Source organism: Marinobacter aromaticivorans (assembly GCF_002806975.1).
In the GTDB taxonomy this organism is placed as follows: Bacteria; Pseudomonadota; Gammaproteobacteria; order Pseudomonadales; family Oleiphilaceae; genus Marinobacter; species Marinobacter aromaticivorans.
This window is the reverse complement of sequence record NZ_NIHD01000009.1, coordinates 130,268-151,296: the sequence shown is the minus strand read 5'-3', so window position 1 is coordinate 151,296 and position 21,029 is coordinate 130,268. Positions and strand designations below refer to the sequence as shown.

Annotated in this window: 19 protein-coding genes; 4 read left to right on the top strand and 15 right to left on the bottom strand. The window is 54.6% G+C overall.

The genetic code is table 11. The annotated features are described in order from the left end of the window. Positions 1–114: 114 nt before the first annotated feature. Complete coding sequence (gene pgeF / locus CDH48_RS14030) at positions 115–882, bottom strand: peptidoglycan editing factor PgeF (RefSeq protein WP_227521093.1); 768 nt, start codon at positions 880–882, stop codon at positions 115–117. After that, a complete protein-coding gene (gene rluD / locus CDH48_RS14025; protein WP_100689367.1) occupies positions 872–1,849 on the bottom strand; it encodes a 23S rRNA pseudouridine(1911/1915/1917) synthase RluD in 978 nt (325 codons plus the stop codon). Before rluD ends, pgeF begins: the two co-directional genes overlap by 11 nt. Before the next feature lie 144 nt (positions 1,850–1,993). Here rluD and CDH48_RS14020 point away from each other — a divergent pair, with 144 nt between their 5' ends. Continuing rightward, complete coding sequence (locus CDH48_RS14020; protein WP_100689381.1) at positions 1,994–2,827, top strand: outer membrane protein assembly factor BamD; 834 nt, start codon at positions 1,994–1,996, stop codon at positions 2,825–2,827. Between the two features lie 9 nt (positions 2,828–2,836). Here the strand turns inward: CDH48_RS14020 and CDH48_RS14015 are convergent, their stop codons facing one another. After that, positions 2,837–4,501 carry an NAD+ synthase gene (locus CDH48_RS14015; RefSeq protein ID WP_100689366.1) on the bottom strand — a complete coding sequence of 555 codons (1,665 nt, stop codon included), beginning with the start codon at positions 4,499–4,501 and terminating at the stop codon, positions 2,837–2,839. Between the two features lie 93 nt (positions 4,502–4,594). Between CDH48_RS14015 and CDH48_RS14010 the strand changes: the two genes are divergently transcribed. The 3 genes from CDH48_RS14010 to CDH48_RS19720 all read left to right on the top strand — a co-directional run bounded on the left by CDH48_RS14010 (position 4,595) and on the right by CDH48_RS19720 (position 8,287). Next, the gene (locus tag CDH48_RS14010; protein ID WP_100689365.1) at positions 4,595–6,235 is read left to right on the top strand and encodes a sensor histidine kinase; all 1,641 of its coding nucleotides are present in this window, start codon (positions 4,595–4,597) and stop codon (positions 6,233–6,235) included. A 30-nt stretch (positions 6,236–6,265) separates the two neighbouring features. Continuing rightward, positions 6,266–7,648, top strand: a complete 1,383-nt coding sequence (locus CDH48_RS14005) for a sigma-54-dependent transcriptional regulator (RefSeq protein ID WP_100689364.1) — start codon at positions 6,266–6,268, stop codon at positions 7,646–7,648. Positions 7,649–7,729: 81 nt separating this feature from the next. Then, positions 7,730–8,287: a GspH/FimT family pseudopilin gene (locus CDH48_RS19720; protein WP_100689363.1), complete on the top strand. Its 558-nt coding sequence runs from the start codon at positions 7,730–7,732 to the stop codon at positions 8,285–8,287. A 5-nt stretch (positions 8,288–8,292) separates the two neighbouring features. Here the strand turns inward: CDH48_RS19720 and CDH48_RS13995 are convergent, their stop codons facing one another. The 12 genes from CDH48_RS13995 to ribF all read right to left on the bottom strand — a co-directional run bounded on the left by CDH48_RS13995 (position 8,293) and on the right by ribF (position 21,005). Further along, on the bottom strand, positions 8,293–8,721 hold the full coding sequence (locus tag CDH48_RS13995; RefSeq protein WP_188437759.1) for a type IV pilin protein: 429 nt from the start codon (positions 8,719–8,721) through the stop codon (positions 8,293–8,295). Further along, a complete protein-coding gene (locus CDH48_RS13990) occupies positions 8,718–9,062 on the bottom strand; it encodes a hypothetical protein (protein WP_157807834.1) in 345 nt (114 codons plus the stop codon). The genes CDH48_RS13995 and CDH48_RS13990 overlap by 4 nt, the downstream gene beginning before the upstream one ends. 43 nt (positions 9,063–9,105) lie before the next feature. Continuing rightward, entirely contained in the window at positions 9,106–12,489 is a 3,384-nt protein-coding gene (locus CDH48_RS13985) for a pilus assembly protein (RefSeq protein WP_100689361.1), read from the bottom strand. After that, positions 12,486–13,061 carry a pilus assembly PilX family protein gene (locus CDH48_RS13980; RefSeq protein WP_100689360.1) on the bottom strand — a complete coding sequence of 192 codons (576 nt, stop codon included), beginning with the start codon at positions 13,059–13,061 and terminating at the stop codon, positions 12,486–12,488. Before CDH48_RS13980 ends, CDH48_RS13985 begins: the two co-directional genes overlap by 4 nt. A gap of 9 nt (positions 13,062–13,070) precedes the next feature. Further along, positions 13,071–14,153, bottom strand: coding sequence for a PilW family protein (locus tag CDH48_RS13975; RefSeq protein WP_100689359.1), 1,083 nt, complete (start codon positions 14,151–14,153; stop codon positions 13,071–13,073). Continuing rightward, positions 14,154–14,558 carry a type IV pilus modification protein PilV gene (gene pilV / locus CDH48_RS13970; protein WP_100689358.1) on the bottom strand — a complete coding sequence of 135 codons (405 nt, stop codon included), beginning with the start codon at positions 14,556–14,558 and terminating at the stop codon, positions 14,154–14,156. It abuts the gene before it with no gap. 13 nt (positions 14,559–14,571) lie between these two features. After that, positions 14,572–15,030: a prepilin-type N-terminal cleavage/methylation domain-containing protein gene (locus tag CDH48_RS13965; RefSeq protein WP_100689379.1), complete on the bottom strand. Its 459-nt coding sequence runs from the start codon at positions 15,028–15,030 to the stop codon at positions 14,572–14,574. Positions 15,031–15,211: 181 nt separating this feature from the next. Next, on the bottom strand, positions 15,212–16,165 hold the full coding sequence (gene ispH, locus CDH48_RS13960; RefSeq protein WP_100689357.1) for a 4-hydroxy-3-methylbut-2-enyl diphosphate reductase: 954 nt from the start codon (positions 16,163–16,165) through the stop codon (positions 15,212–15,214). Between the two features lie 2 nt (positions 16,166–16,167). Continuing rightward, positions 16,168–16,620, bottom strand: a complete 453-nt coding sequence (locus CDH48_RS13955) for an FKBP-type peptidyl-prolyl cis-trans isomerase (protein ID WP_100689356.1) — start codon at positions 16,618–16,620, stop codon at positions 16,168–16,170. 5 nt (positions 16,621–16,625) lie between these two features. Continuing rightward, the gene (gene lspA / locus CDH48_RS13950) at positions 16,626–17,153 is read right to left on the bottom strand and encodes a signal peptidase II (RefSeq protein ID WP_100689355.1); all 528 of its coding nucleotides are present in this window, start codon (positions 17,151–17,153) and stop codon (positions 16,626–16,628) included. After that, positions 17,153–19,972 carry an isoleucine--tRNA ligase gene (gene ileS, locus CDH48_RS13945; protein ID WP_100689354.1) on the bottom strand — a complete coding sequence of 940 codons (2,820 nt, stop codon included), beginning with the start codon at positions 19,970–19,972 and terminating at the stop codon, positions 17,153–17,155. The genes lspA and ileS overlap by 1 nt, the downstream gene beginning before the upstream one ends. Positions 19,973–20,030: 58 nt before the next feature. Then, entirely contained in the window at positions 20,031–21,005 is a 975-nt protein-coding gene (gene ribF / locus CDH48_RS13940) for a bifunctional riboflavin kinase/FAD synthetase (protein WP_100689353.1), read from the bottom strand. Between the last annotated feature and the right edge of the window lie 24 nt (positions 21,006–21,029).

Here is a 21,029-nt window from a genome sequence, read left to right as displayed (position 1 = left end):
TCCGGCGAATGCGATTTGTTAGTGCGCATTCGGTTTGCTTTGAGAACTAATGTAGTGCCGACCCGGGGAAGTTCAAGGTCACGCCCATCAAACACGTCAGAAATTTGACACGGCTCAGCTTTTCCAGACAACCGTCGCCATGCGCCCGGTCTGGCCATCGCGGCGATAAGAATAGAAACGTTGACGGTCGGTGACCGTACAAAAACCACCACCGTGTATATTATCGATACCCAGCCTCTCCAACCGTTGCCGGGCCAGTGTATAGATATCTGCCATGAAATGACCCTCGCGGGCGCCCGGGGTTCTGAACGCTGTTTCTGCATGCGGGTCCTGCGCCATGAATGCGGCTTTGACTTCAGGGCCCACCTCAAATTCGTCGGGGCCTATGGCTGGCCCGAGCCAGGCCATCAAAGCACTCCCTGGCAATTCCATACCAGCTACCAGGTTTTCCAGTATGCCGCCACAGAGGCTTCGCCAACCGGCGTGCGCAGCCGCCACAACATCGCCCTGATGATCACAGAGGATGACGGGCAGGCAGTCGGCAGTGAGAATGGCGCAAGCCTGACCCCTTGCCCGCGTGAAACTGCCATCGGCCTCCGGAATCCCGCGAGCATTTCCAGACGACAAATTCACCGCCTCAACCCCATGAACCTGATTCAGCCAGCCGAATGCTCCGACAGAAAGACCGCAGGCATCGGCCAGCGCTTTGCGGTTTTCCAGAACCCGTTCCGGGGCATCACCCACATGGCTCCCCAGGTTCAGGCTGTCCCAGGGTGGTGGACTGAATCCACCCGGGCGGGTTGTGCAAACCGCACGGATGTTCGGGGGCGCCGGCCAATCCGGGCGAATAAGCGACAACCCCCGGACCATTTCAGAATTCATTATTCTCCAGTTCCTGAAGATGCTTGCGTAGCGCCGCGAGCAGGCCTGAAAAATCCTCAGGCAGCGGCACTTCCCAGCTCAGGATTTCACCGGTTTCCGGGTGCTCCAGCGTGAGCTTACGGGCATGCAGTGCCTGCCGGTTGAATGCCGCCAGAACCTCTCGCAACTCTTCGGTTGTGCCTTTGGGTAAGCGCAACCTGCCACCGTAAAGCGGGTCGCCAACCAGCGGATGCTTCACATGAGCCATATGCACGCGAATCTGGTGCGTGCGGCCGCTTTCCAGTTTGCAGCGCACATGAGTATGCGCAGCGAAACGCTCAATCAGCCGGTAATGGGTTACTGCGGGCTTTCCGCTTTTGACCACGCCCATTTTTTTCCGGTCCTGGGGGTGCCTGCCAATCGGCGCATCGACCGTGGCGCCTCCGGTGAGCGTACCCACAACAACCGCCTCGTATTCCCGGCCCATACTGCGAGTCTGCAGCTGATCCACCAGCGAGGTGTGGGCGATCAGGCTTCGCGCAACCACCATGACGCCGGAGGTGTCCTTGTCGAGGCGGTGAACAATACCGGCCCGGGGCAGGTTCTCCACCTCCGGGGCGTAGTTCAGCAGCGCGTTTACCAGCGTACCATCAGCGTGGCCCGCAGCAGGGTGCACCACAAGGCCTGCGGGCTTGTTGATTACCAGCAGGTGCTCGTCTTCATAAACAATATCCAGGCTGATCTCTTCCGCCTGCCAGGTAACCTGTGCTTCCGGTTCGGCATCCAACTCCAGCCTGTCCCCCAGCATCACCTTATCCCTGGGCTTTCGGGCGCCTCCATTCACCGTCAGGGCGCCGCTGCGAATCCAGGATTGCAGGCGTGAGCGCGAGTGCTCGGGCATAAGCTCGGCCGCTGCCTGGTCCAGACGCCGGTCACTCAGCCCTGGCGGTACAGAAAAACTGGCCGTTATTCGGTTTTCAGATGACATTAAGCCCCCGGGGCCTGTGTGTGTTACGTTGCGGTCAGAATTTTGAAACAATCGGGCGCCGCACTCTATGTGATACTGCACATGGGGCGCGTTCCCCGCTACAATGACGCACTCGAATTAATCGACATTATACGGGATTCCGGCATGAGATCAGGTTTTCGTTTACTGCTACTTTCCACACTGATTGTTTTGATCAGTGCCTGCGCGTCCAACAAGCAGGAGGAAGTATTGCCGGAAAAAACCTATTACGACAATGCACGGCAAGCCATGAACTCCGGCAACTTTAACGAAGCCGAGCAGAACCTCGATGCCCTGGAAACCTATTATCCGTTTGGTCGTTACGCCGAGCAGGCACAACTTGATCTCATCTATGCCCGTTACCAGAATCTGGACCTTGAAGGCTCCAGAGCGGCAGCCGATCGCTTCCTGCGCCTGAACCCGCAAAGCGATCATGCCGATTACGCGCTGTACATGCGGGGGCTGGCTTCCTATAACCTGGACATCGGGCTGGCCGCGCGTTATTTCCCCATAGATGTGGCCGCCAGGGATCCCGGAGAACAGCAGCAGGCATTCCGGGATTTCAGTGAACTGCTGAACCGTTACCCGGAGAGTGAGTACGCTGCCGATGCCCGCCAGCGCATGATCGCCATACGCAACCGCATGGCGGAGCTGGAGCTTCACGCCGCACGCTACTACATCAAACGTGAAGCCTACGTGGCAGCCAATACCCGGGCGCGCTACATCGTAGAGAACTACCCCACCTCACCTTCCGTTGAAGAAGCCCTGATTATTCTGGCGGAAACCTTCGATTTCCTGAAGTTCAAGAAGGGTTCTAACGACGCAATCGCCATGCTTCGCCAGAACTTCCCTGAAAGCCAGGCATTCAACAGCCGCGGCGAATTTGAAGCCAACCTGCTGAAGCGCGAGAACCGTTCGCTGTCCAGCGTGATAACCTTCGGGCTTATGGGCGACGAATAACCCGGCGTTCTATTTGCCGCTTTTCCAGCCACTGGTAATGGGGTAGCGGCGGTCCTTGCCAAAACCGCGCTCGGTAATGCGCACCCCGATGGGTGCCTGCCGGCGTTTGTATTCGTTGATATCCACCAGCCGAATCAGACGGTTAACATCTGCCGGATCAAAGCCCTCGGCAATGATTGCATCTGCACTGAAATCCCGCTCCACGTACAAATTCAGAATCTGATCCAGCACGTCATAGCCGGGAAGGTTATCCTCATCTTTCTGATCCGGAGCCAGCTCCGCCGAGGGTGGCCGCGTTATCACGCGCTCAGGAATCACCGGCGACACGGAGTTACGGTACCAGGCCAGGCGGAACACCAGCGTTTTGGGCACATCCTTCAGCACATCGAAACCACCCGCCATGTCGCCATAGAGAGTTGAATACCCCACCGCCAGCTCGCTTTTATTCCCTGTTGTAAGCACCAGCGAGCCAAACTTGTTGGACAGCGACATGAGCACCACGCCGCGAATACGGGCCTGCAGATTTTCCTCGGTTGTATCCGGCGAGGTGCCCTCAAACGGCGCTGCCAGGGTCGCCATAAAGGATTCGTATATGGGCTCTATGGAATACACATCGTATTGAACCCCCATGGCCTGAGCCTGGGCCTCTGCGTCTTCAAGGCTGATGTCTGACGTATACCGAAACGGCATCATCACAGCACGGACACGTTCCGGCCCCAGCGCATCCGTGGCGACAGCCAGGGCCACAGCAGAATCGATGCCACCGGAAAGCCCGAGCACCACCGATTTGAAGCCGTTTTTGTTTACATAATCCCGAACACCGGTAACAAGCGCGCTGTAAACGTTAGCTTCCACAGAGGGCTCCGGTGGCAGCGGCTGGGAAGTAGGCTGACAATGGCGCTCGCACAGAAAATCCACCGGGAACAACCCATCGGCAAACTGCGGCGCCTCAACCGCCAGAGTACCCGAGTGGTCAAAGACCATTGAGCCGCCGTCGAACACCAGCTCATCCTGCGCGCCTACCAGATTGGTGTAAACGATACTCACCTGGTTCTCGCGGGATTTACGCTCCAGCAGTGCTTTTCGCCGGGCCTGTTTATCAATGTCATAGGGCGATGCGTTCAGGTTGATGATCAGGCGGGCGCCAGCCGCAGCGGAATCCTCAACCGGGCCATCGGCCCAGATATCCTCACACACGGTAAGACCAACCGGCACACCACAGATTTCCACAACAACCGCGTCCGCAGCCTCGGCAAAGTAGCGTTTTTCATCAAACACCTGGTAATTCGGAGGAAACCGTTTGAAATACCGGCCAGTAATTTCGCCGCCTTCAATCACCACGGCTGCGTTGTATAACAGGCCACCGCTGCGAAGCGGCGCACCGACAACAATTGCAGCCCCCAGCTCTGCACCTTGCAGCCGCTCCAGGGCCTCACTCACTCTTACATCCATACTGGGGCGCAGCAGCAGGTCTTCCGGTGGATAACCGGTGATGCAAAGCTCCGGGAAAACCACGATATCTGCGTCTTGCTCTGAGCGCGCACGCTTCGCCACAGCAATAATCCGGTCAGTATTGCCGGGAATATCCCCCACAAGAAAATCCAACTGCGCCATCACCACCCGCAGATTACGGGGTAATGCACTGGAAAACGGGGTGCTCCCGGACACAGACATAAACTGGCTCCTGTAACTCATTGCCACGAAAAGGCTATTATAACCCCGCACAGACCCTGATTTCTTCCGCTCAGCAACGGATTTCTCAAAACCATGGCGACAGATACGGTATCCGCAGTCAGCGCCGGCCAAAGAACACCCGGTTTGCAGCAGGCAAAACTGTTTCGAATATACAACCACTACAGGGTTGTGATCAGCCTGATGCTGGTTGCCCTGTTGTTTGTTGACCCGGTGAATTTTGACACCCGTTTCCGCCTGCTTGATTACTACCAGCTTGGCGTGGTGGGTTACCTGGCACTGAACTGTTTTGTGGCACTGGTTATTCTCGCAGGTTTTCAGCCGGGGCAACGGCACATCACCCTGTCCATTCTTCTGGACATTCTGATCATGCACGGGCTGCTGTTTACCAGTACCGGTATCACCAATGGGCTGGCCAACCTGGTTATCGTCTCTGTTGCGGCAGGAAACATTCTGACCCCCAGCCGCATGGGAACCTTCTACGCGGCACTTGCGGCGATCTGCTCTTTGAGCATTTCAGGGTGGGCAGCCCTGACGCTCGATGGGCAGGGCGACGATATCGTGCGGGCGGGCTCCCTGGGTATTCTCTATTTTGCCGCAGCGTTTGTTCTGCAGAACATTTCCCGGCGGATGATGCGCAGCGAAGCACTGGCCACAAGCCGGGCGCAAAGCATTGCAGAACTGGAGCAGATCAACCAGCAGATCATTCAGCGTATGCGCACGGGTATTCTTGTGCTCGACCGGCACGGGCAGCTACGCCTCGCAAACGCCGCGGCTGAAGAATTGCTGTTCGGCACCCCAACAGATGCGAGACCATCAGCCAGCCGCTCCCATACCCTTCCCCAACCCCTGAAAGCCGGATTGGAAGCCTGGCTGAAGAATCCTGAAAAGCGCACCGAGCCGTTTCAACCGGCACCCACATCGCCTCTGCTTCAGGTTAACTTTACCCAGCTCGACCAGAAGCGTGGCGACCAGATCCTGGTTTTTATCGAGGATATGAGCAAAGTGACCCAGCAGGCGCAGCAAATGAAACTGGCCTCCCTGGGGCGACTGACGGCGGGCATCGCTCACGAGATACGCAATCCTCTCGGTGCAATAAGCCACGCAGCCCAGCTGCTGGAAGAATCACCCAACCTCGATAAGGGTGACAAGCAGATGCTGGATATTATCCGCCGCCACTCACGGCGCGTGAACGGCATTGTGGAGAACGTGCTCAGCCTTTCACGGCGTAAACCGGCGAATGCAGACCTTGTAGATGTTGCGGCGTGGCTGAAAGAATTCAAAACCGACTTCCTGCAAACCCAGGAGAAAACCAAGCCGCCAACCGATATCGCTGTCAAGATCACACCTGGCGTACCCGAAGCCCGATTTGATAAAAGTCAGATCGAGCAGGTGCTGGTCAACCTGTGTGACAACGGCCTGCGGTACAGCCAGCAGCATTGTGGCGTGCGTAAAATCGAGCTGCGCGCCGGAGCCACTGCTGATGGTGAACGGGCTTATGTGGACGTAAGGGACTTCGGCCCAGGCGTCGCTAAAAGTGCCAGCCACTCGGTTTTCGAGCCCTTTTACACAACCGACCAGGGCGGTACCGGGCTTGGGCTTTATCTGGCAAGGGAACTGTGCGAATCTAACCAGGCCCATCTGTCTCTGGTGGAAGACGATCAGCCAGGCTGCTGCTTTCGCATAACCTTCGCCCACCCCGGGCGAATGATCTGACATGGACCGACACGGAACCAACACGACAAGATGACCACTCACACTGCGCTGATTGTTGATGATGAACCGGACATCCGGGACCTGCTTGAAATCACCCTGACTCGTATGGGCATTAAAACCCTGACTGCCCCGGATCTTACGAGCGCTCTCAAACTGCTGGAAAGCCATAACCCGCAGCTATGCCTGACAGACATGAACCTGCCCGATGGCAACGGCATAGAGCTGGTGCAGTGGATTCAACAGCACCGGCCAGCCACCCCTGTTGCCGTAATCACCGCGTATGGCAACATGGACACCGCCATTGAATCGCTGAAAGCCGGCGCATTTGATTTCGTGTCCAAACCCGTTGAGCTCAACCGGCTCAGAGAACTGGTAAACAGTGCACTGAAGCTGGCACAGCCCGAATCCCAGGAGGAGTCGGCCACCGACGAGCCCGGGCTGTTACTGGGCAACTCCGTACAAATCAAAAAACTGCGCAACCAGACCCGCAAACTCGCGAGAAGCCAGGCACCGGTATTTATCAACGGTGAATCCGGCAGCGGCAAAGAACTGGTGGCCAGAATGATTCACCTGCAAGGCCCGCGCCGGGATGGGCCCTTTATCGCCGTTAACTGCGGCGCCATTCCTTCCGAGCTCATGGAGAGCGAATTTTTCGGTCACAAAAAAGGCAGCTTTACCGGCGCCGTTGACAACAAGGAAGGGCTGTTCCGTTCAGCCGATGGCGGAACGTTGTTTCTGGACGAAGTAGCCGACCTCCCTCTCGCCATGCAGGTAAAACTGCTACGGGCCATTCAGGAAAAAGCCGTGCGCCCGGTGGGGGACACCAAAGAAATCCCGGTCGATATCCGCCTGCTCAGCGCTACTCATAAAAACCTGGCCGAACTGGTTCAGGGCGGAGGCTTCCGTCAGGATCTGTTCTACCGGATTAACGTGATCGAACTGGCCGTACCCCCACTCCGGGACCGCAAGGACGACATCGAGCTTCTGGCCAACCATATCCTTGAACGGATTGCGCGCGAGTATGAATGCGACCCCGCTGTGCTTAATGCCGATGCCGTGGAGCGGCTGAAAGAACACGATTTTCCCGGCAATGTGAGGGAACTGGAGAACATTCTTGAGCGTGCTTTTACCCTGTGCGACGCAGACCGCATCAGTGCTGCGGACCTGCATATGGGCAATGGCATGGCCTCGGGTGGATCAGAGGTCGCCAGCGGCGCCGCGATCTCGGATGCCTGCCCCACGCTGGTACCAGAGGGAGATATTGATCTGGAAGGTTACCTCGAATCCATTGAGCGCCAGGCGATAGAGAAAGCGCTTGAGGCGACGCGCTGGAACAAGACTGCAGCGGCGAAGAAGCTGGGGATCAGTTTTCGGGCGTTGCGGTATCGGTTGAAGAAGTTGGGGATGGAGTGATTTTCGAGGTATATTAAGGCAACAGGACGACGATACGCAGGATGCGTTCGTTACTTTTTTCTAGTACATGGATGTTAAAAAATGTTTGCACACAAAAATCGTGGCTTTTCGCTTCTGGAATTAATGATGGTAGTGGCTGTTGCTGCAGTACTTATAAATGTGGCACTACCCTCACTCACAATTCTTGCATACAATCAAGAGCGAAGGGGAGCATTGCATGACCTTATAGGTGTGTTTGCATTTGCGCGGCAACACGCAGTAATGCACGGGGAAATTATCACGGTCTGTCCTCTTGATGGCAATGGCGCCTGTGGCAAGGATTGGAACGGCGAGATTCACGCTTTCGTGGATTCTGGAAACACAAGAAAACTGAGTGCAAACGAAAACCTCCTCAGAACAATTTCGCCGGCAAGCAACGGGTACTTTATAGTCCGCTCACTCCATCGAAGCTACTTTCAATTCAGACCGACCGGATTCATTCACAGTGATTTGGGCAACATTACGTGGTGCCCCAAATCGCGAGACGCATCACTGGCAGGCCAGATCATCGTGAGCCGGGGCGGACGTGTCAGAGTTGCCCGGGATACAGATAACGACGGCATCCCTGAAGACGCGCGAGGCCGACCTCTGCGTTGCTGATATTTCTACCAGCAATTCGATCCAGACGTTGATGTTTTAACGCCAGCCTGGGTCAATCTTAATGTGCCACAGCCATCGTTGGCCTGATCGCCTGCTGGAACTGCCTGCACTGTGAAGGCATTTGCCGTCACGGTGCCATTAAAACTGAAATTGTAAAAAGCAGTTCCGTTGCGAGGAGACTGAGTAAAAGGCAGCGTTGGCTGGTTCCCACCTTCAAGGTAAGAAAAATCACCCGCATATTGCCTTTCCATCCACTGGGCGAGCTCCATCAAGTCAGCTTGCGCCGTTGCCCGTCGAGTCTTTCTGACATTATCCTGATACGATGGGTATGCAATCGCAGCAATAATACCAATAATCGCAACGACAATCATAAGTTCTATTAAGGTAAACCCCGCCTCTCGGCGGTTGTTGTCGGATCGTAGTTTAGTATTCAAAGCGTATCGACTCCGTACAGTACCAAACGACCAGTATCACCATCGCGTTCAGAAACAACATTCAGAAGGCGCTGGCCCTCCCGGAGAACCGCCATCGCGCTACTGGCTGAAATCACTTGGCCATTAACAGTCACCGCCCCCCCAAGAAAATATTCATTATCATCAATCACTAATCGCATTTCTTCCGGATAAAGTGCATCAAGCACTGCGCCCCTCTCGCTTACTTCACCACCTAGTTCTATAAAATTCCGAGAGGCTCTACCGGTCTGCTCCTGGGCCGTGGAGCCAAAGCTCCACGCTCCAAGCAGCACAATCGCAGTAATAGAAAGCAACATCTTCATGCGTTTGTTCCCCTTTGTGTGGCCAGTGTCGTTGCACTCAACGTTACTCATTGATCAACTCATTCCAACCGCGGCGTCCAGCGTTGACAACCGCTCCACTAAGAGGTGGTACCTCAACAACATCAGTCGGATCCTTGTTGTCGCTGCCAGGTGTGAAGCGGAAATTACCCAAAAAAGTTGACTGATTCGGAAGGCCACTACTCTGGTAGCCAGCGACTTTGGCTCCAAATTTGAGGAAGGCCCTTTTCTCAGGTGTCAGACCATCCAGGCCTAACGCCATCAACCAACCAGTGCCACCACCCAGACAGGGGTTCTGGTCTGGAATCATGGTATTCAGATAGAGAAACTCTCCACGAACCTGTGCACTGAGCACGGCTCTTTCTCCGTCCGTCGGTAGATCAACATACCAGCCCTTGGCTGTTGTATAATCCATTTTGTTACCAGTCGAATAGCGAACTTTGGCGGTTGTAGTATCAGGGAGAGTCAAACTTCCCTCAGTGATACTGCGCGACTCCAGATTACTACGAGAAAGCCCAGAAGTTCCTCTATCCCAGACACCATAAACAGATTGTGATTCATCGGATGTAACATCACTGGCCTCAAGGTATTTACCGGTACCAAAATATACCATCAGGTTCGGTAGATTACCGGCGCGAGGCATCGTCTTGTTAGCCGCTGCAACTGGCGCAGCGGTAATCGCCTGATTTGCTTTAGTCGTGAAAAGGGGTTGTGGGGAGCTAGTTGTTCCATAAGCTGTGGTCCATGTGCCGGAACTGGTCAACTTTGCTGCCCAAAGATTGCCGTCCAGATCCCCTGCGTATACCCGGTCTACCAGGTAATCTCCTGTGGTATCCAGTGCGGCTAGTGGAGAAAGGCCGGCACCGCCAGACTCGAACTCAACATAACGAACGTCTGCTGCATCCCAGGTACCATCCATTCCACCCTCGATATCCAGCATGAAAAACCCTGTACTGGCAGTATCCGAGTTATACCCATTGGAAACAAAGGCGGTCCAGCGTGTCTCTGTGCCCCATTTTGTCATTGCAATAATCGGTGCCTGGGTCACATAGCCCATGTGTGCGTTGTCCGAGCCCGAAAACTCCCAAAGCACGATTTTTTCTGCGTTTGCTTCAGTAAACTGCGAAGGATCGGTGATATCCAGAGCAAAGATACCTTTCGCTCCTGCGCGACCGCCGCCCACTATAATGCTTCGCCAGTCCTCATTTGAAGTCAGCGTCCCGTTGGCATTTTTGCCTTTGGTAAAAATATCCTGTTGGCGAATTTCCAGATCCACATAGTACCTGTGCTGATACGTCGGGTCTGTCAGAAAATGAAGCCCGGCATTGCTGGCTGAGGAGTTATAAACAAATCCCGGCACATAAGCGAGAACCTCATTACCGCCGTTCACGGTCCCTTTGAAGCCGTGGAGCATGCCGTCGTTTGATCCAGTATAAACAACCGGTGTACGGCTTTTTTTGCTACTGGCAAAATCAGAAAAGCGTTTTGTCGCGGAGCCGAAAGGCGCTGTATCTGGCCAGATTGCCCGCGGCTCACCGACAAACTCGGGCGACGAATTAACAATTGAGCCCAGGCGGCTACCACGCTTGCGCCATCCTGTGGTTCCGTCCAAAGATGTGTCGCCTCTCAAATAGTTTAGCCTTTGCTCGGCTACTGTATCGCCTACACTGCCATACCGAAGATCATCTTTCTGCGCTGAAGATAAATTGGTCCAGCGAAAACCTTTGGCACCATTGCCATAGGTGATGATGACACGGTCATCATTCGATAGATCACGGTTATCCAAAATTGTGCGTGCAGACCAACCATCACCATTTTTGATTGCATCACTGAAGTTAGGTACTACCGGGCTGTCCGTGCCGCCCAACTTTGCGGCCTTCAGGTCACCTGTCCAACCGTTAGGATCAAACTGGGTCGAGAATATCAGCGCACCCTGCTGAAAGGATGATACGTCGAACTCAACTGCGGTAGATGAGCCCGCTTCTGCAACAATATCCCCCACTGTACCCGCAAGCTCTTTTGCAAATTCTTCCGGGTCTGACGCACTGAAGAAACCGCCTCTTCCGTTAACTGCCGCATGGAGCATGTCATTGACTTTATTTTCATTTGAAGTACCGCCCCACCAGTCAATGTAGGTTCCAGCTTTGATGGCATTGAACGCAGCGACGGGATCAACAGAGCCCTGAACACCAAGACCCACAGTATAGGTTGACATATGTTGCCAGAACGCTGGGTTTTTCTCGGAGGTTGGCACATAGTTGGTTATGTCAGATCTCAGGTCCCTTTTCCAATAATGCATAGCGACGTCTGCAAGTGTGTATGAACCTCGCCCATCCTTGAAAGGATCACTCGCAGCGTACTTGAACGAGTAACCGCGATTATTAGTTATTTCCGTACCATCTTTGTCGTCTGACTGATAAATAGTGGAGTCAGACGGATCACTACCATTATAGTAACCGTCGGACATCAGGATTGTGTAGGCAAGCCGGCACTCCCTGACTGGGTTGGTGTCACTTACAGATTTGCCAGGATCATCAGCCCAGGCACGTTTACTCTTTTCGTAGTATTTTCCAGCACCCTCCAAAGCTCTACGCAGAGGCGTGCCACCATTGGATGGTGCGGCGTAGAGCCAATCCAGGAAATCTTCCCTTCTATCAGACGTATACTCCCTTACACCTTCCTCAACTGCGCGAATGCCCGAGGCTCCATCAACCGTATGGGAGCCGTAGTTAATCCGACCCCAGCCGAGACGAAAACTTGTGGGTAAATTGTAGAACGCCTCGCTGATACCTGCTCTGGCAGCCTTTACACGGGTGTTGTAGTAAGAATACCAATTCGCAAAGTTGGTCTGCTCGCTTGCAGACAGATTGTTAACCGAAACATAGGTGTAACAGCTATTTAGGGTGGGATTCACATCGCAGGATGCCGAACTGTTAAATTCCCAATAGAATCCCCCGCCTTCCACGTTATAATCCCGAATAGAAAACTTCGTTCTAAGATCGCGAGTACTACTACTGCTGTCATACCCATTCATGGGGGCGGACGTGTACGAGGAGTCCGGGAAGGAACCGGTACCATCTGCTTTCAGAGGTGGATCATAAGTATAACTAGGGTTATACCAAATCTTGTTAACCCTTGAAGAATAATAAAACGGATAATAAGCATCCTTACCTTCTTGATAATAAGGATCTCCCTGACTTGACTGTATCCCATTGTAACCGCTTATCTCATCCGGCATGTATTCCCAACCCATAGAGCCCGAGTCGTCCAGTATAAACATCAGGTTAGGCGCAACGGCGCTCCCGATAAACAATGGCTCCTGCGCAAAATCCGGCCTTGCCGAGTAACCCGCGGTGGGAAGAACCAGCAAAGCCGCTGAAATCATGACTTTCAAGTTAAACGCCTTCATTGATTGCCTCCTCCGAACCCACCGGGCTGGAATACGTAGAAACCTTCTAGTAAGCGCATACTCGAGCCAGAAGGCCCGGCTGTCCTTACAAGAATGCGTGCATAATCGAACTCTGCGGGGCCGGCACTACCGTACTGGCTAAAATCTCGAGGCAGCTGACCCTGGGAATCCACGGTCACTTTGCCTTTGTATTCAAACATGAACTGCGGGTCTACACCGTTTACGGTTGTTCCTTTGATCGCGTTTTTTGGACTCCCGGAACCGTCCACATCCCATGTGGCCGAATCAAAAGGTGATGGCACCGTTGTGCTGGCAACAGTGCCATCATAAAACCCGGTTGTTGACCCAAAGTCGGACAGATCAGTAAGCCCATCCAGAGTGGCTTCTGCTTCACGCATGGCAGTTTCTGCAATCTCCAGCGCAAACAGGCCATCTCTCTGCGCAGTAGACATACGCTCCTGCATAATACTGCCCTGCATCCCGGAGATTGCCAGAAGGGTCAGTACCAGCAGGATCACAAGAGACAGCAACAATGCCACACCTTTCTGTGTATTTATTGTCTGCATTTTCATACCACTCTGCTAAAAAGGATTTCTAAGGGCGTTGGTGAACGTGTAAACACGATACATTCTCCGGTCGGTCGCCGTTGTCAGTTTGCTAGCATCCGCGACACAGTCTTCCCAGCCAGGGAAACAATACGTCTGGGCACTGTCCATCGCGTTGGTATTAGGTGCGGCAATAAGGATGCTCACTTCCGCGGCAAGCACGTTATTCCAGTTGGTAACAGCCGATGGTGCCCGCCAGTTCTGGACGCCGGTAGTAACGGTACCTTCACCAAACCGCACCCTCATATCTTCTACGCCCGCAACGAGCTCAATTTCTGAACCATCTGCTTGCCTCATAAACAGAGAACGTCCTCCACCAGTGGCATTTCCGATGAAGTAGGCCTCACTGTATGGTTGAAAAATCTCTGTGCCTTGCCTATAGTCAGCGCTTAGACAGGAGCCCGGTAAATTGCAAGCCGGTGGAGCGTTCGAGCTCAAATCGTTACCTGGCGCGCCATTGCTTCCTTTGCTGTCATCTGCCTCTATTTTTTTGGTGGCAGCAGTTAACTTGGTGATCTCAAAAATATCACCTTGTTCACAATTTGATATATAGACGAGCTCTCTTTCCGAAAGCCCACCAATGGCAGTTAGCTCGATATCACTGGTGTTTTCTATATCCTGATTCAATTTCACAATCGCACCAGGCCGTCTAACTCCAGTCACATTAATGAAATCGGTGCCAGCAATAGCCGAAGCTGGCCGCTCACTGTAGGTGCCGGTATCAGTTGCCGATATGCCCAGCGTATTAAATCCATGAAGCACTGCTTCGTATTCACCATCAGTGCTATCAAGATTGTTCGTAACGCTATTGATCGGATAACAGCCAAAAAAACCGGCATTACGTATCGCCCGGGAGAGTATGTCCGTGGCGATTCTGCCAGACTCCAGCGCACGAGCAGAAGATTCGTTCTGCCGAAACGACTGGCTATTGGAGGTGAACACCTGAACCAGACCAATCGTTAATAAAGAACCGAGCAAAAGCGCAATCATCAGCTCAATTAGAGACAAGCCTTTCTGAGTTCCGGGGGGGCTGGACGAAAAAGAGGAGAACCACTTCATTTACAACCTCGCATCCAGCGTAAGAGTTTGGGTAGCCTGACCATTGTTTGCCGCAAAGGGATCCCGCTCTGTCCAGGTAATCTCTACTTCCGCAATAGTAGAACTGCCATTCATTGTCACTTTAAGGTCAGCACCAGATCCAAGGTCTGCCTCCATCTGTTTTTTCAACGCAGAGATCTGACTTGCTGTGAGAGTAACGCCTCCATTGGATCTCAAACGCTCAGCAACGGACTGTGCATATATGGTGGCTTCGGAGCGGAGATTTGAATTAACCGTTTGTTGCATTGAAACCAATTGGACACCTGCGACGCCAAGAAGACCAATCGCCAGAACCAGCACAGCAATAAGAACCTCAATCATGGTGAATCCATGCTGAGATTTTCCTGATAAAAGGGGGTTAATCATCAAAACGACCTCTCTATGGACAAGTGAACCGAGTAGATCGGATCTGGCCACCAGCTGTTATCGATATCTGAGTCCCATCCTCACCGGTCGCACTGCAGACATTAAATTCAGATGCACCGCTCAGCAGCATACCCGTTGCGCCAAATCTCGGGTTAGCGCCACTGATGAGAGTGATTGTGTACTGCCCGGAAGCCCCCTCAAACTCATTGATTACGGTTCCATCATCGGAGGTAATTTGATACCCGTCCGTAAACGTGGTAATCGGAACAAGCGAGCGAGGGGTTCCAGAGCGCACAGCCTCAGAACGCGCCATATTCAGTGCGCCAACAAAATCATTGTTAGTGGTGGTTAGCTGATTGCTCTCTACAATTCGGGAAAAGCTCGGCACTGCAACGGCGGCAACAACCCCCAGAATTGCGATGAGCACAAGCAGCTCTATTAATGTAAAACCGTTTCTGAATCTGCCAGACATAAGCTAGCCATCCTGTTCTTTTAATCAGAGGATAATAAGACTGTCACAATCATGCTATTGCAGCATGACGAGCGGGCGCTCGGGGGGGATAAACGGTATAGAGAAGCTGCAAACGTGAAGTAAGTCACAAACCAAGCATTTTCGAAAGCGCGTCGTCGGATTGCAGTGACCAATTCGAGCGTCAGGAAACCTCAACAGCATCAATCCGCAATTCCTTAGGCATGGAAAACACAATGTTCTCCTCACGCCCGGCAATCTCTTCAGGCACGCTACCCCCAAGGTCCCGCAGGCGGGCGATCACATCATTAACCAGCACTTCCGGGGCGGAGGCGCCCGCGGTTACACCAACGGACTCTTTGCCTTCCAGCCATTGCGGGTCAATCTGGGAGGCTTCGTCGATCAGGTAGGCGGGTGTGCCCATGCGCTCTGCCAGCTCGCGCAGGCGGTTGGAGTTGGAGCTGTTGGGGGAGCCCACAACCAGCATCAGGTCGCAGTCTCCGGCCAGTTGTTTTACTGCATCCTGGCGGTTCTGGGTGGCGTAGCAGATATCGTCTTTGCGGGGGCCTTCAATCAGCGGGAAGCGTTCACGCAATGCATCAATTACACGGGCGGTGTCGTCCATGGAGAGTGTGGTCTGGGTAACGTAGGAGATATGCGCGGGGTCTTTTACTTCCAGACGTGAGACGTCTTCTTCATTTTCGACCAGGTAGATGTCGCCGCCGGTACTGTGATCGTACTGGCCCATGGTGCCTTCCACTTCCGGGTGGCCGTGGTGGCCGATGAGCACGCACTCGCGGCCATCGCGACTGTAGCGCATCACTTCCATGTGCACTTTGGTGACCAGCGGGCAGGTAGCGTCGAACACTTTGAGGCCGCGGCGGGTCGCTTCGTTCTGAACTGCCTGGGATACGCCGTGGGCACTGAATATCACCAGCTTGTCATCTGGCACTTCATCCAGTTCGTCCACAAAAATGGCGCCGCGGTCGCGGAGGTTGTCGACCACGAACTTGTTGTGCACCACCTCGTGGCGCACGTAAATGGGCGCGCCGAAAACATCCAGAGCGCGATTTACAATTTCGATGGCGCGGTCTACACCCGCACAAAAGCCACGGGGGTTTGCCAGTCTGATTTGCATAGTCAGTGCGTCTGCCCTGCCGGTTCTACGTCAATAATTTCCACGTCAAACACCAGTGTACGCCCGGAGAGCGGGTGATTGAAGTCTACCTCCACCTCGTCCCCTTCCACGCGGCTGACCACACCAGGCAGTTCCTGCTGGCGTGCATCCGCAAAGGAGATCATCACCCCCGGCTCCAGCACCATATCTGCACTGAATTCGTGCCGTTTGAAGGTTTGAACGTTGTTCGGGTTGCGCTGGCCAAAGCCTTTTTCCGGCGGTACCTGATAACTGGCCTTGTCGCCGGCCTTCATGCCCAGGAGATAGGCCTCGAAGTTTTCAGGCAGGTTTTCATCGCCGATTTCCAGCGTTGCGGCATCTTTATCAAAAGTGGTATCAATCACTTCACCGCTCTCGAACTTCAGGGCAAAGTGCAAAGTTACTCGTGTGCCCTTGTCTACAGGCAGTTCTTTCATGGGCTTTATTCACTCCCGTTCGCAGGCTTGCCACTGTCAGCAGGTTTGCGAAACATATCAAGAATCATCATGGTAGCCCCTATGGTAATCGCGGTATCGGCCAGATTAAATGCGGGAAAGTGCCAGTCCTGCCAGTAAAAGTGCAGGAAATCGACAACATAACCATGCACAACCCGGTCGTATACGTTGCCAAGGGCACCACCCAGGATCAGTACGATGGCAATGGCGGTCCAGGTTTCATGGCGCTGCAGGTTTCTCAGCCAGCCAACCAGAACCACACTGACCACCAGCGCCAGGGTCACGAAAAACCAGCGCTGCCAGCCAGCGGCACCGGCGAGAAAACTGAACGCCGCCCCCGTATTATGCAGCAGCGTCAGGTTGAACATGGGCACAACCGGCACCGGGCTGCCATAGGTCAGCATGGCCGTAGCCATGGCCTTGGTGCCGAGATCAAGCACAACCACCAGCGCTGCCAGCCACAGCCACTTGAGTTTGGTTCCGGTTGCCTTTTCACTCGCCATTGCCGCATCCATCAGGCAAACGAGCGGGTTTCGCCCGGCCCTTCCACGTTGATGATACAGCGGCCACACAAATCCTTATGCTCGGGATCAGTACCCACATCTTCCCGGTGGTGCCAGCAGCGTTCACATTTTGCGTGGGCTGCCGGAGTTACCTTAACGCGCAGGCCTTCGTAGCTGGTCACTTCAGCGCTGCCGGCTTCCGATACCGGCCTTACAGTAGCTTCGGAGGTAATCAGCACAAAACGCAGCTCTTCTCCAAGAAACTCCAGGTCCGCGGCCAGATCGCCTTCGCAGTACAGCGTAACTTCCGCGCTCAGGGAGCCTTTGATTTCACCGCGGGCACGGGCTTCTTCCATACACTTGTTGACGGCTTCCTTTACCCCGGAAATCCGGCGCCAGTAGTCGCGACCGAGTTTGGCATTTTCAGGCAATGCTGTGAGGCCCTGGTACCAGGTTTCGTAGAATACGGTATCACCGCGCTCTCCCGGCAGGTGCTGCCAGATCTCATCGGCCGTGAAGCTCAGGATCGGTGCAATCCAGCGTACCAGCGCTTCGGCGACATGATAGAGCGCCGTCTGGCAGGAGCGGCGCGCCAGGCTGTCGGCCTGGGTGGTGTATTGGCGATCCTTGATGATATCCAGGTAAAAGCCGCCCAGTGTCGCTTCACAGAAGTTGTACACCTTCTGATAGATCCGCAGGAAGGCATAGTTTCCGTAGTCCTCATGCAGCTCGTTCTGCAACTGCAAGGCCCGGTCCACCATCCAGCGGTCCAGGGCAATCATATCTTCCGGAGCAACCATATGCTGCTTCGGATCAAAGCCTGTGAGGTTACTCAGCAAAAAGCGTGAGGTGTTCCGGATGCGACGATAGCCGTCAGCCGTTTGCCTCAGGATGTCCTTGGAAACCGTCATTTCTCCGCTGTAATCCGTCGCTGAAACCCACAAACGGAGAATGTCAGCACCCAGTTCGTTCATAACCTCCTGGGGTGCAATCACGTTGCCCAGGGACTTGGACATTTTCAGGCCCTTGCCATCCACGGTGAAGCCGTGGGTCAGTACCTGCTTATAGGGCGCCACACCGTTCATGGCAATGGAGGTTTTCAGTGAGGACTGGAACCAGCCGCGGTGCTGATCGGAACCTTCCAGGTACATATCCGCCGGGAACTGGCCCAACTCCGGGCGTACGCGCAGAACCGATTCGTGGGTCACACCGGAGTCGAACCACACATCCAGGGTATCCAGAACTTTTTCATAGTGGTCCGCATCCGTGCCGAGCAATTCCCGGGTATCCATGTCATACCAGGCATCAATGCCGCCGGTTTCGATAGCCTGGGCGACTGTCTCGATCAGGTTCTGGGTATCCGGGTGCAGTTCCTGGGTTTCCTTATGGATGAACAGGGTAATCGGCACACCCCAGGTGCGCTGGCGTGACACACACCAGTCCGGAGACTGCTGAAACATACCTTCAATGCGGCTCTGGCCCCAGGCAGGCACCCAGCGCACGCCCTTGATGGCTTCCAGCGCGTCTGCACGAAGGTTTTCCTTGTCCATGCTGATGAACCACTGAGGAGTGGCGCGATAGATCAGCGGCGTTTTAGTGCGCCAGCAATGGGGGAAGCTGTGGCGGAATTTTTCCTTGCGCACCAGTTTGCCTTCGCGCTCAAGGGCCTCGCATACCGGCTCGTCGGCCTTGTAAACATGAATGCCTGCAAACTCACCGGCGGCACTGGTATAGGTGCCGTCGGCCTGCACCAGGTTCAGTGTGCCAATGCCGTACTCTTTACCCACCACAAAGTCTTCCATACCGTGATCGGGCGCCGTGTGAACGGCACCGGTACCGGCTTCAATGGAAACGTGGTCGCCCAGAATGGCCGGCACCTGCTTGTCGTAGATGGGGTGATGCAGGAGCAGGTGTTCAAGATCCGAGCCCCGGCAGTGTCCCAGCACTTCATAATCTTCAATGTCCCAGCGCGCCATGATGCCGTCCACCATGGCCGAAGCCAGAATCATCCGTTCCGGGCCGTTACCGGCGTCAACCTGCACCAGTGCATAGTCCAGATCGGCATTAAGCGATACCGCCTGGTTGGCCGGGATGGTCCAGGGTGTGGTGGTCCAGATAATCACGGAAACGTCGCCCTGGCCCTTGTCGGTACCAAACAGCGACAACGCCCTGGTCTGATCCACGGCGGTGAAGCGCACATCAATCTGTGTTGAGGTTTTGTCCTGGTACTCCACTTCCGCTTCTGCCAGTGCGGACTGACCCACCACACTCCAGTAAACCGGCTTGTAACCCCTTACCAGATGACCCTTGGCAATGATTTTCCCCAGTGCCCGCACAATGCCTGCTTCCACTTTCGGGTCCATGGTGAGGTAGGGCTTGTCCCACTCCCCCATCACGCCGAGGCGGATAAAGTCGGCTTTCTGGCCGGCAATCTGCTCGGTTGCATAATCGCGGCACGCCTGGCGGAAAGTTTTGTAGTCCACTTTTACGCCGGCTTTGCCGATCTTCTGTTCCACCTTGTGTTCAATCGGCAGGCCGTGGCAATCCCAGCCCGGCACGTAGGGCGCGTCATAGCCCATGAAGCCGCGGGATTTCACGATCATGTCTTTCAGAATCTTGTTGACCGCATGACCAATGTGAATGCTGCCGTTGGCGTAGGGAGGGCCATCGTGAAGGATGAACTTTTCGCGCCCTTCGCGCTGCTGGCGCAGGTTGGCGTATACGTTCAGATCCTGCCAGCGCTTGAGCATCTCGGGCTCGCGCTTGGCCAGGTTACCGCGCATGGGGAAGGCGGTTTCCGGCAGATTCAGGGTATGCTTATAGTCGCTCATGGTTTGTGTGCGTACTCTTCAGGTCAGTTTGTTGGTCAGCTTCGTCAGTCAATCCGGATCAGCGCTGCTCTTTAACGGGTAACGGGTGTTCGGCCAGCCACGCTCTTGCGGCGTCGAAGTCTTTGGCAATCTGCGCTTTTAGCGCGTCAACGGATTCAAATTTTTCCTCATCCCGCAGTCCGTGGCGGAAAACAACGTCTATACGCTGGCCGTAGAGTGTGCCAGTAAAGTCAAACAGGTGCACTTCCAGCGCCGGCTGCTTACCATCAACTGTCGGGCGCAGGCCGATGTTGGCAATGCCGTCCTGCCGGGTTCCGTTTTCAAGCGTAACGCTCACCACATAAACACCGCGCAAGGCAGGCATCTGGCGCAACAGCACGTTAGCCGTGGGTGATCCGATACGCCGGCCCAACTGCCGGCCATAAACCACCCGGCCACGTATGCCGTAAGGGTGCCCCAGCAGGGCTTCCGCCTTTTCCAGCTGGTTTTCCAGCAGCAGATTTCGTATCCGGGTACTGCTTACGCGCTCGCCGGCAACGGTGACTGTGCGGGTATTCTCCACGGAAAAGCCGGCGGTTTTGCCCACTTTTTCCAGCAACGCGAAATCGCCGGCACGATCGCACCCGAAGCGGAAGTCATCTCCAACCACCAGATGGCGCACCGCGAGCCCGTCGATGAGCACATCATTGATAAAACCCATGCCCGAATAACTGCGAAAAGTCCCGTTGAACCTGAGGCACAGCACGATATCGATACCGGCGTCCAGAAGAGCTTCAAACTTTTGCCGGAACCCCATAAGCCGGGGGGGCGCGTCCAGCCCCTGAAAAAACTCCCTTGGCTGGGGCTCGAAAATCATCACAACCGAGGGCAGATTCAACGCCCGGGCCTTGTTTTTTACCTGGTCAATAATGGTCTGATGGCCCAGATGAACACCATCGAAGTTGCCAATGGTGGCAACGCAGCCATCTGCAAGCGGTGAATTCTCCTGCCTGGAGAGCATTTTCAGGTTGGTCAGGCTCCGGATAAGACGCATGCAATGCGAACCTTCATTTGCCAG

Bases quoted from the DNA above. Each gene is read 5' to 3' on its own strand.
- pgeF (WP_227521093.1), bottom strand. From the start codon at position 882: ATGAATTCTGAAATGGTCCGGGGGTTGTCGCTTATTCGCCCGGATTGG.
- rluD (WP_100689367.1), bottom strand. From the start codon at position 1,849: ATGTCATCTGAAAACCGAATAACGGCCAGTTTTTCTGTACCGCCAGGG.
- CDH48_RS14020 (WP_100689381.1), top strand. From the start codon at position 1,994: ATGAGATCAGGTTTTCGTTTACTGCTACTTTCCACACTGATTGTTTTG.
- CDH48_RS14015 (WP_100689366.1), bottom strand. From the start codon at position 4,501: ATGTCTGTGTCCGGGAGCACCCCGTTTTCCAGTGCATTACCCCGTAAT.
- CDH48_RS14010 (WP_100689365.1), top strand. From the start codon at position 4,595: ATGGCGACAGATACGGTATCCGCAGTCAGCGCCGGCCAAAGAACACCC.
- CDH48_RS14005 (WP_100689364.1), top strand. From the start codon at position 6,266: ATGACCACTCACACTGCGCTGATTGTTGATGATGAACCGGACATCCGG.
- CDH48_RS19720 (WP_100689363.1), top strand. From the start codon at position 7,730: ATGTTTGCACACAAAAATCGTGGCTTTTCGCTTCTGGAATTAATGATG.
- CDH48_RS13990 (WP_157807834.1), bottom strand. From the start codon at position 9,062: ATGAAGATGTTGCTTTCTATTACTGCGATTGTGCTGCTTGGAGCGTGG.
- CDH48_RS13985 (WP_100689361.1), bottom strand. From the start codon at position 12,489: ATGAAGGCGTTTAACTTGAAAGTCATGATTTCAGCGGCTTTGCTGGTT.
- CDH48_RS13980 (WP_100689360.1), bottom strand. From the start codon at position 13,061: ATGAAAATGCAGACAATAAATACACAGAAAGGTGTGGCATTGTTGCTG.
- CDH48_RS13975 (WP_100689359.1), bottom strand. From the start codon at position 14,153: ATGAAGTGGTTCTCCTCTTTTTCGTCCAGCCCCCCCGGAACTCAGAAA.
- pilV (WP_100689358.1), bottom strand. From the start codon at position 14,558: ATGATTAACCCCCTTTTATCAGGAAAATCTCAGCATGGATTCACCATG.
- CDH48_RS13965 (WP_100689379.1), bottom strand. From the start codon at position 15,030: ATGTCTGGCAGATTCAGAAACGGTTTTACATTAATAGAGCTGCTTGTG.
- ispH (WP_100689357.1), bottom strand. From the start codon at position 16,165: ATGCAAATCAGACTGGCAAACCCCCGTGGCTTTTGTGCGGGTGTAGAC.
- CDH48_RS13955 (WP_100689356.1), bottom strand. From the start codon at position 16,620: ATGAAAGAACTGCCTGTAGACAAGGGCACACGAGTAACTTTGCACTTT.
- lspA (WP_100689355.1), bottom strand. From the start codon at position 17,153: ATGGATGCGGCAATGGCGAGTGAAAAGGCAACCGGAACCAAACTCAAG.
- ileS (WP_100689354.1), bottom strand. From the start codon at position 19,972: ATGAGCGACTATAAGCATACCCTGAATCTGCCGGAAACCGCCTTCCCC.
- ribF (WP_100689353.1), bottom strand. From the start codon at position 21,005: ATGCGTCTTATCCGGAGCCTGACCAACCTGAAAATGCTCTCCAGGCAG.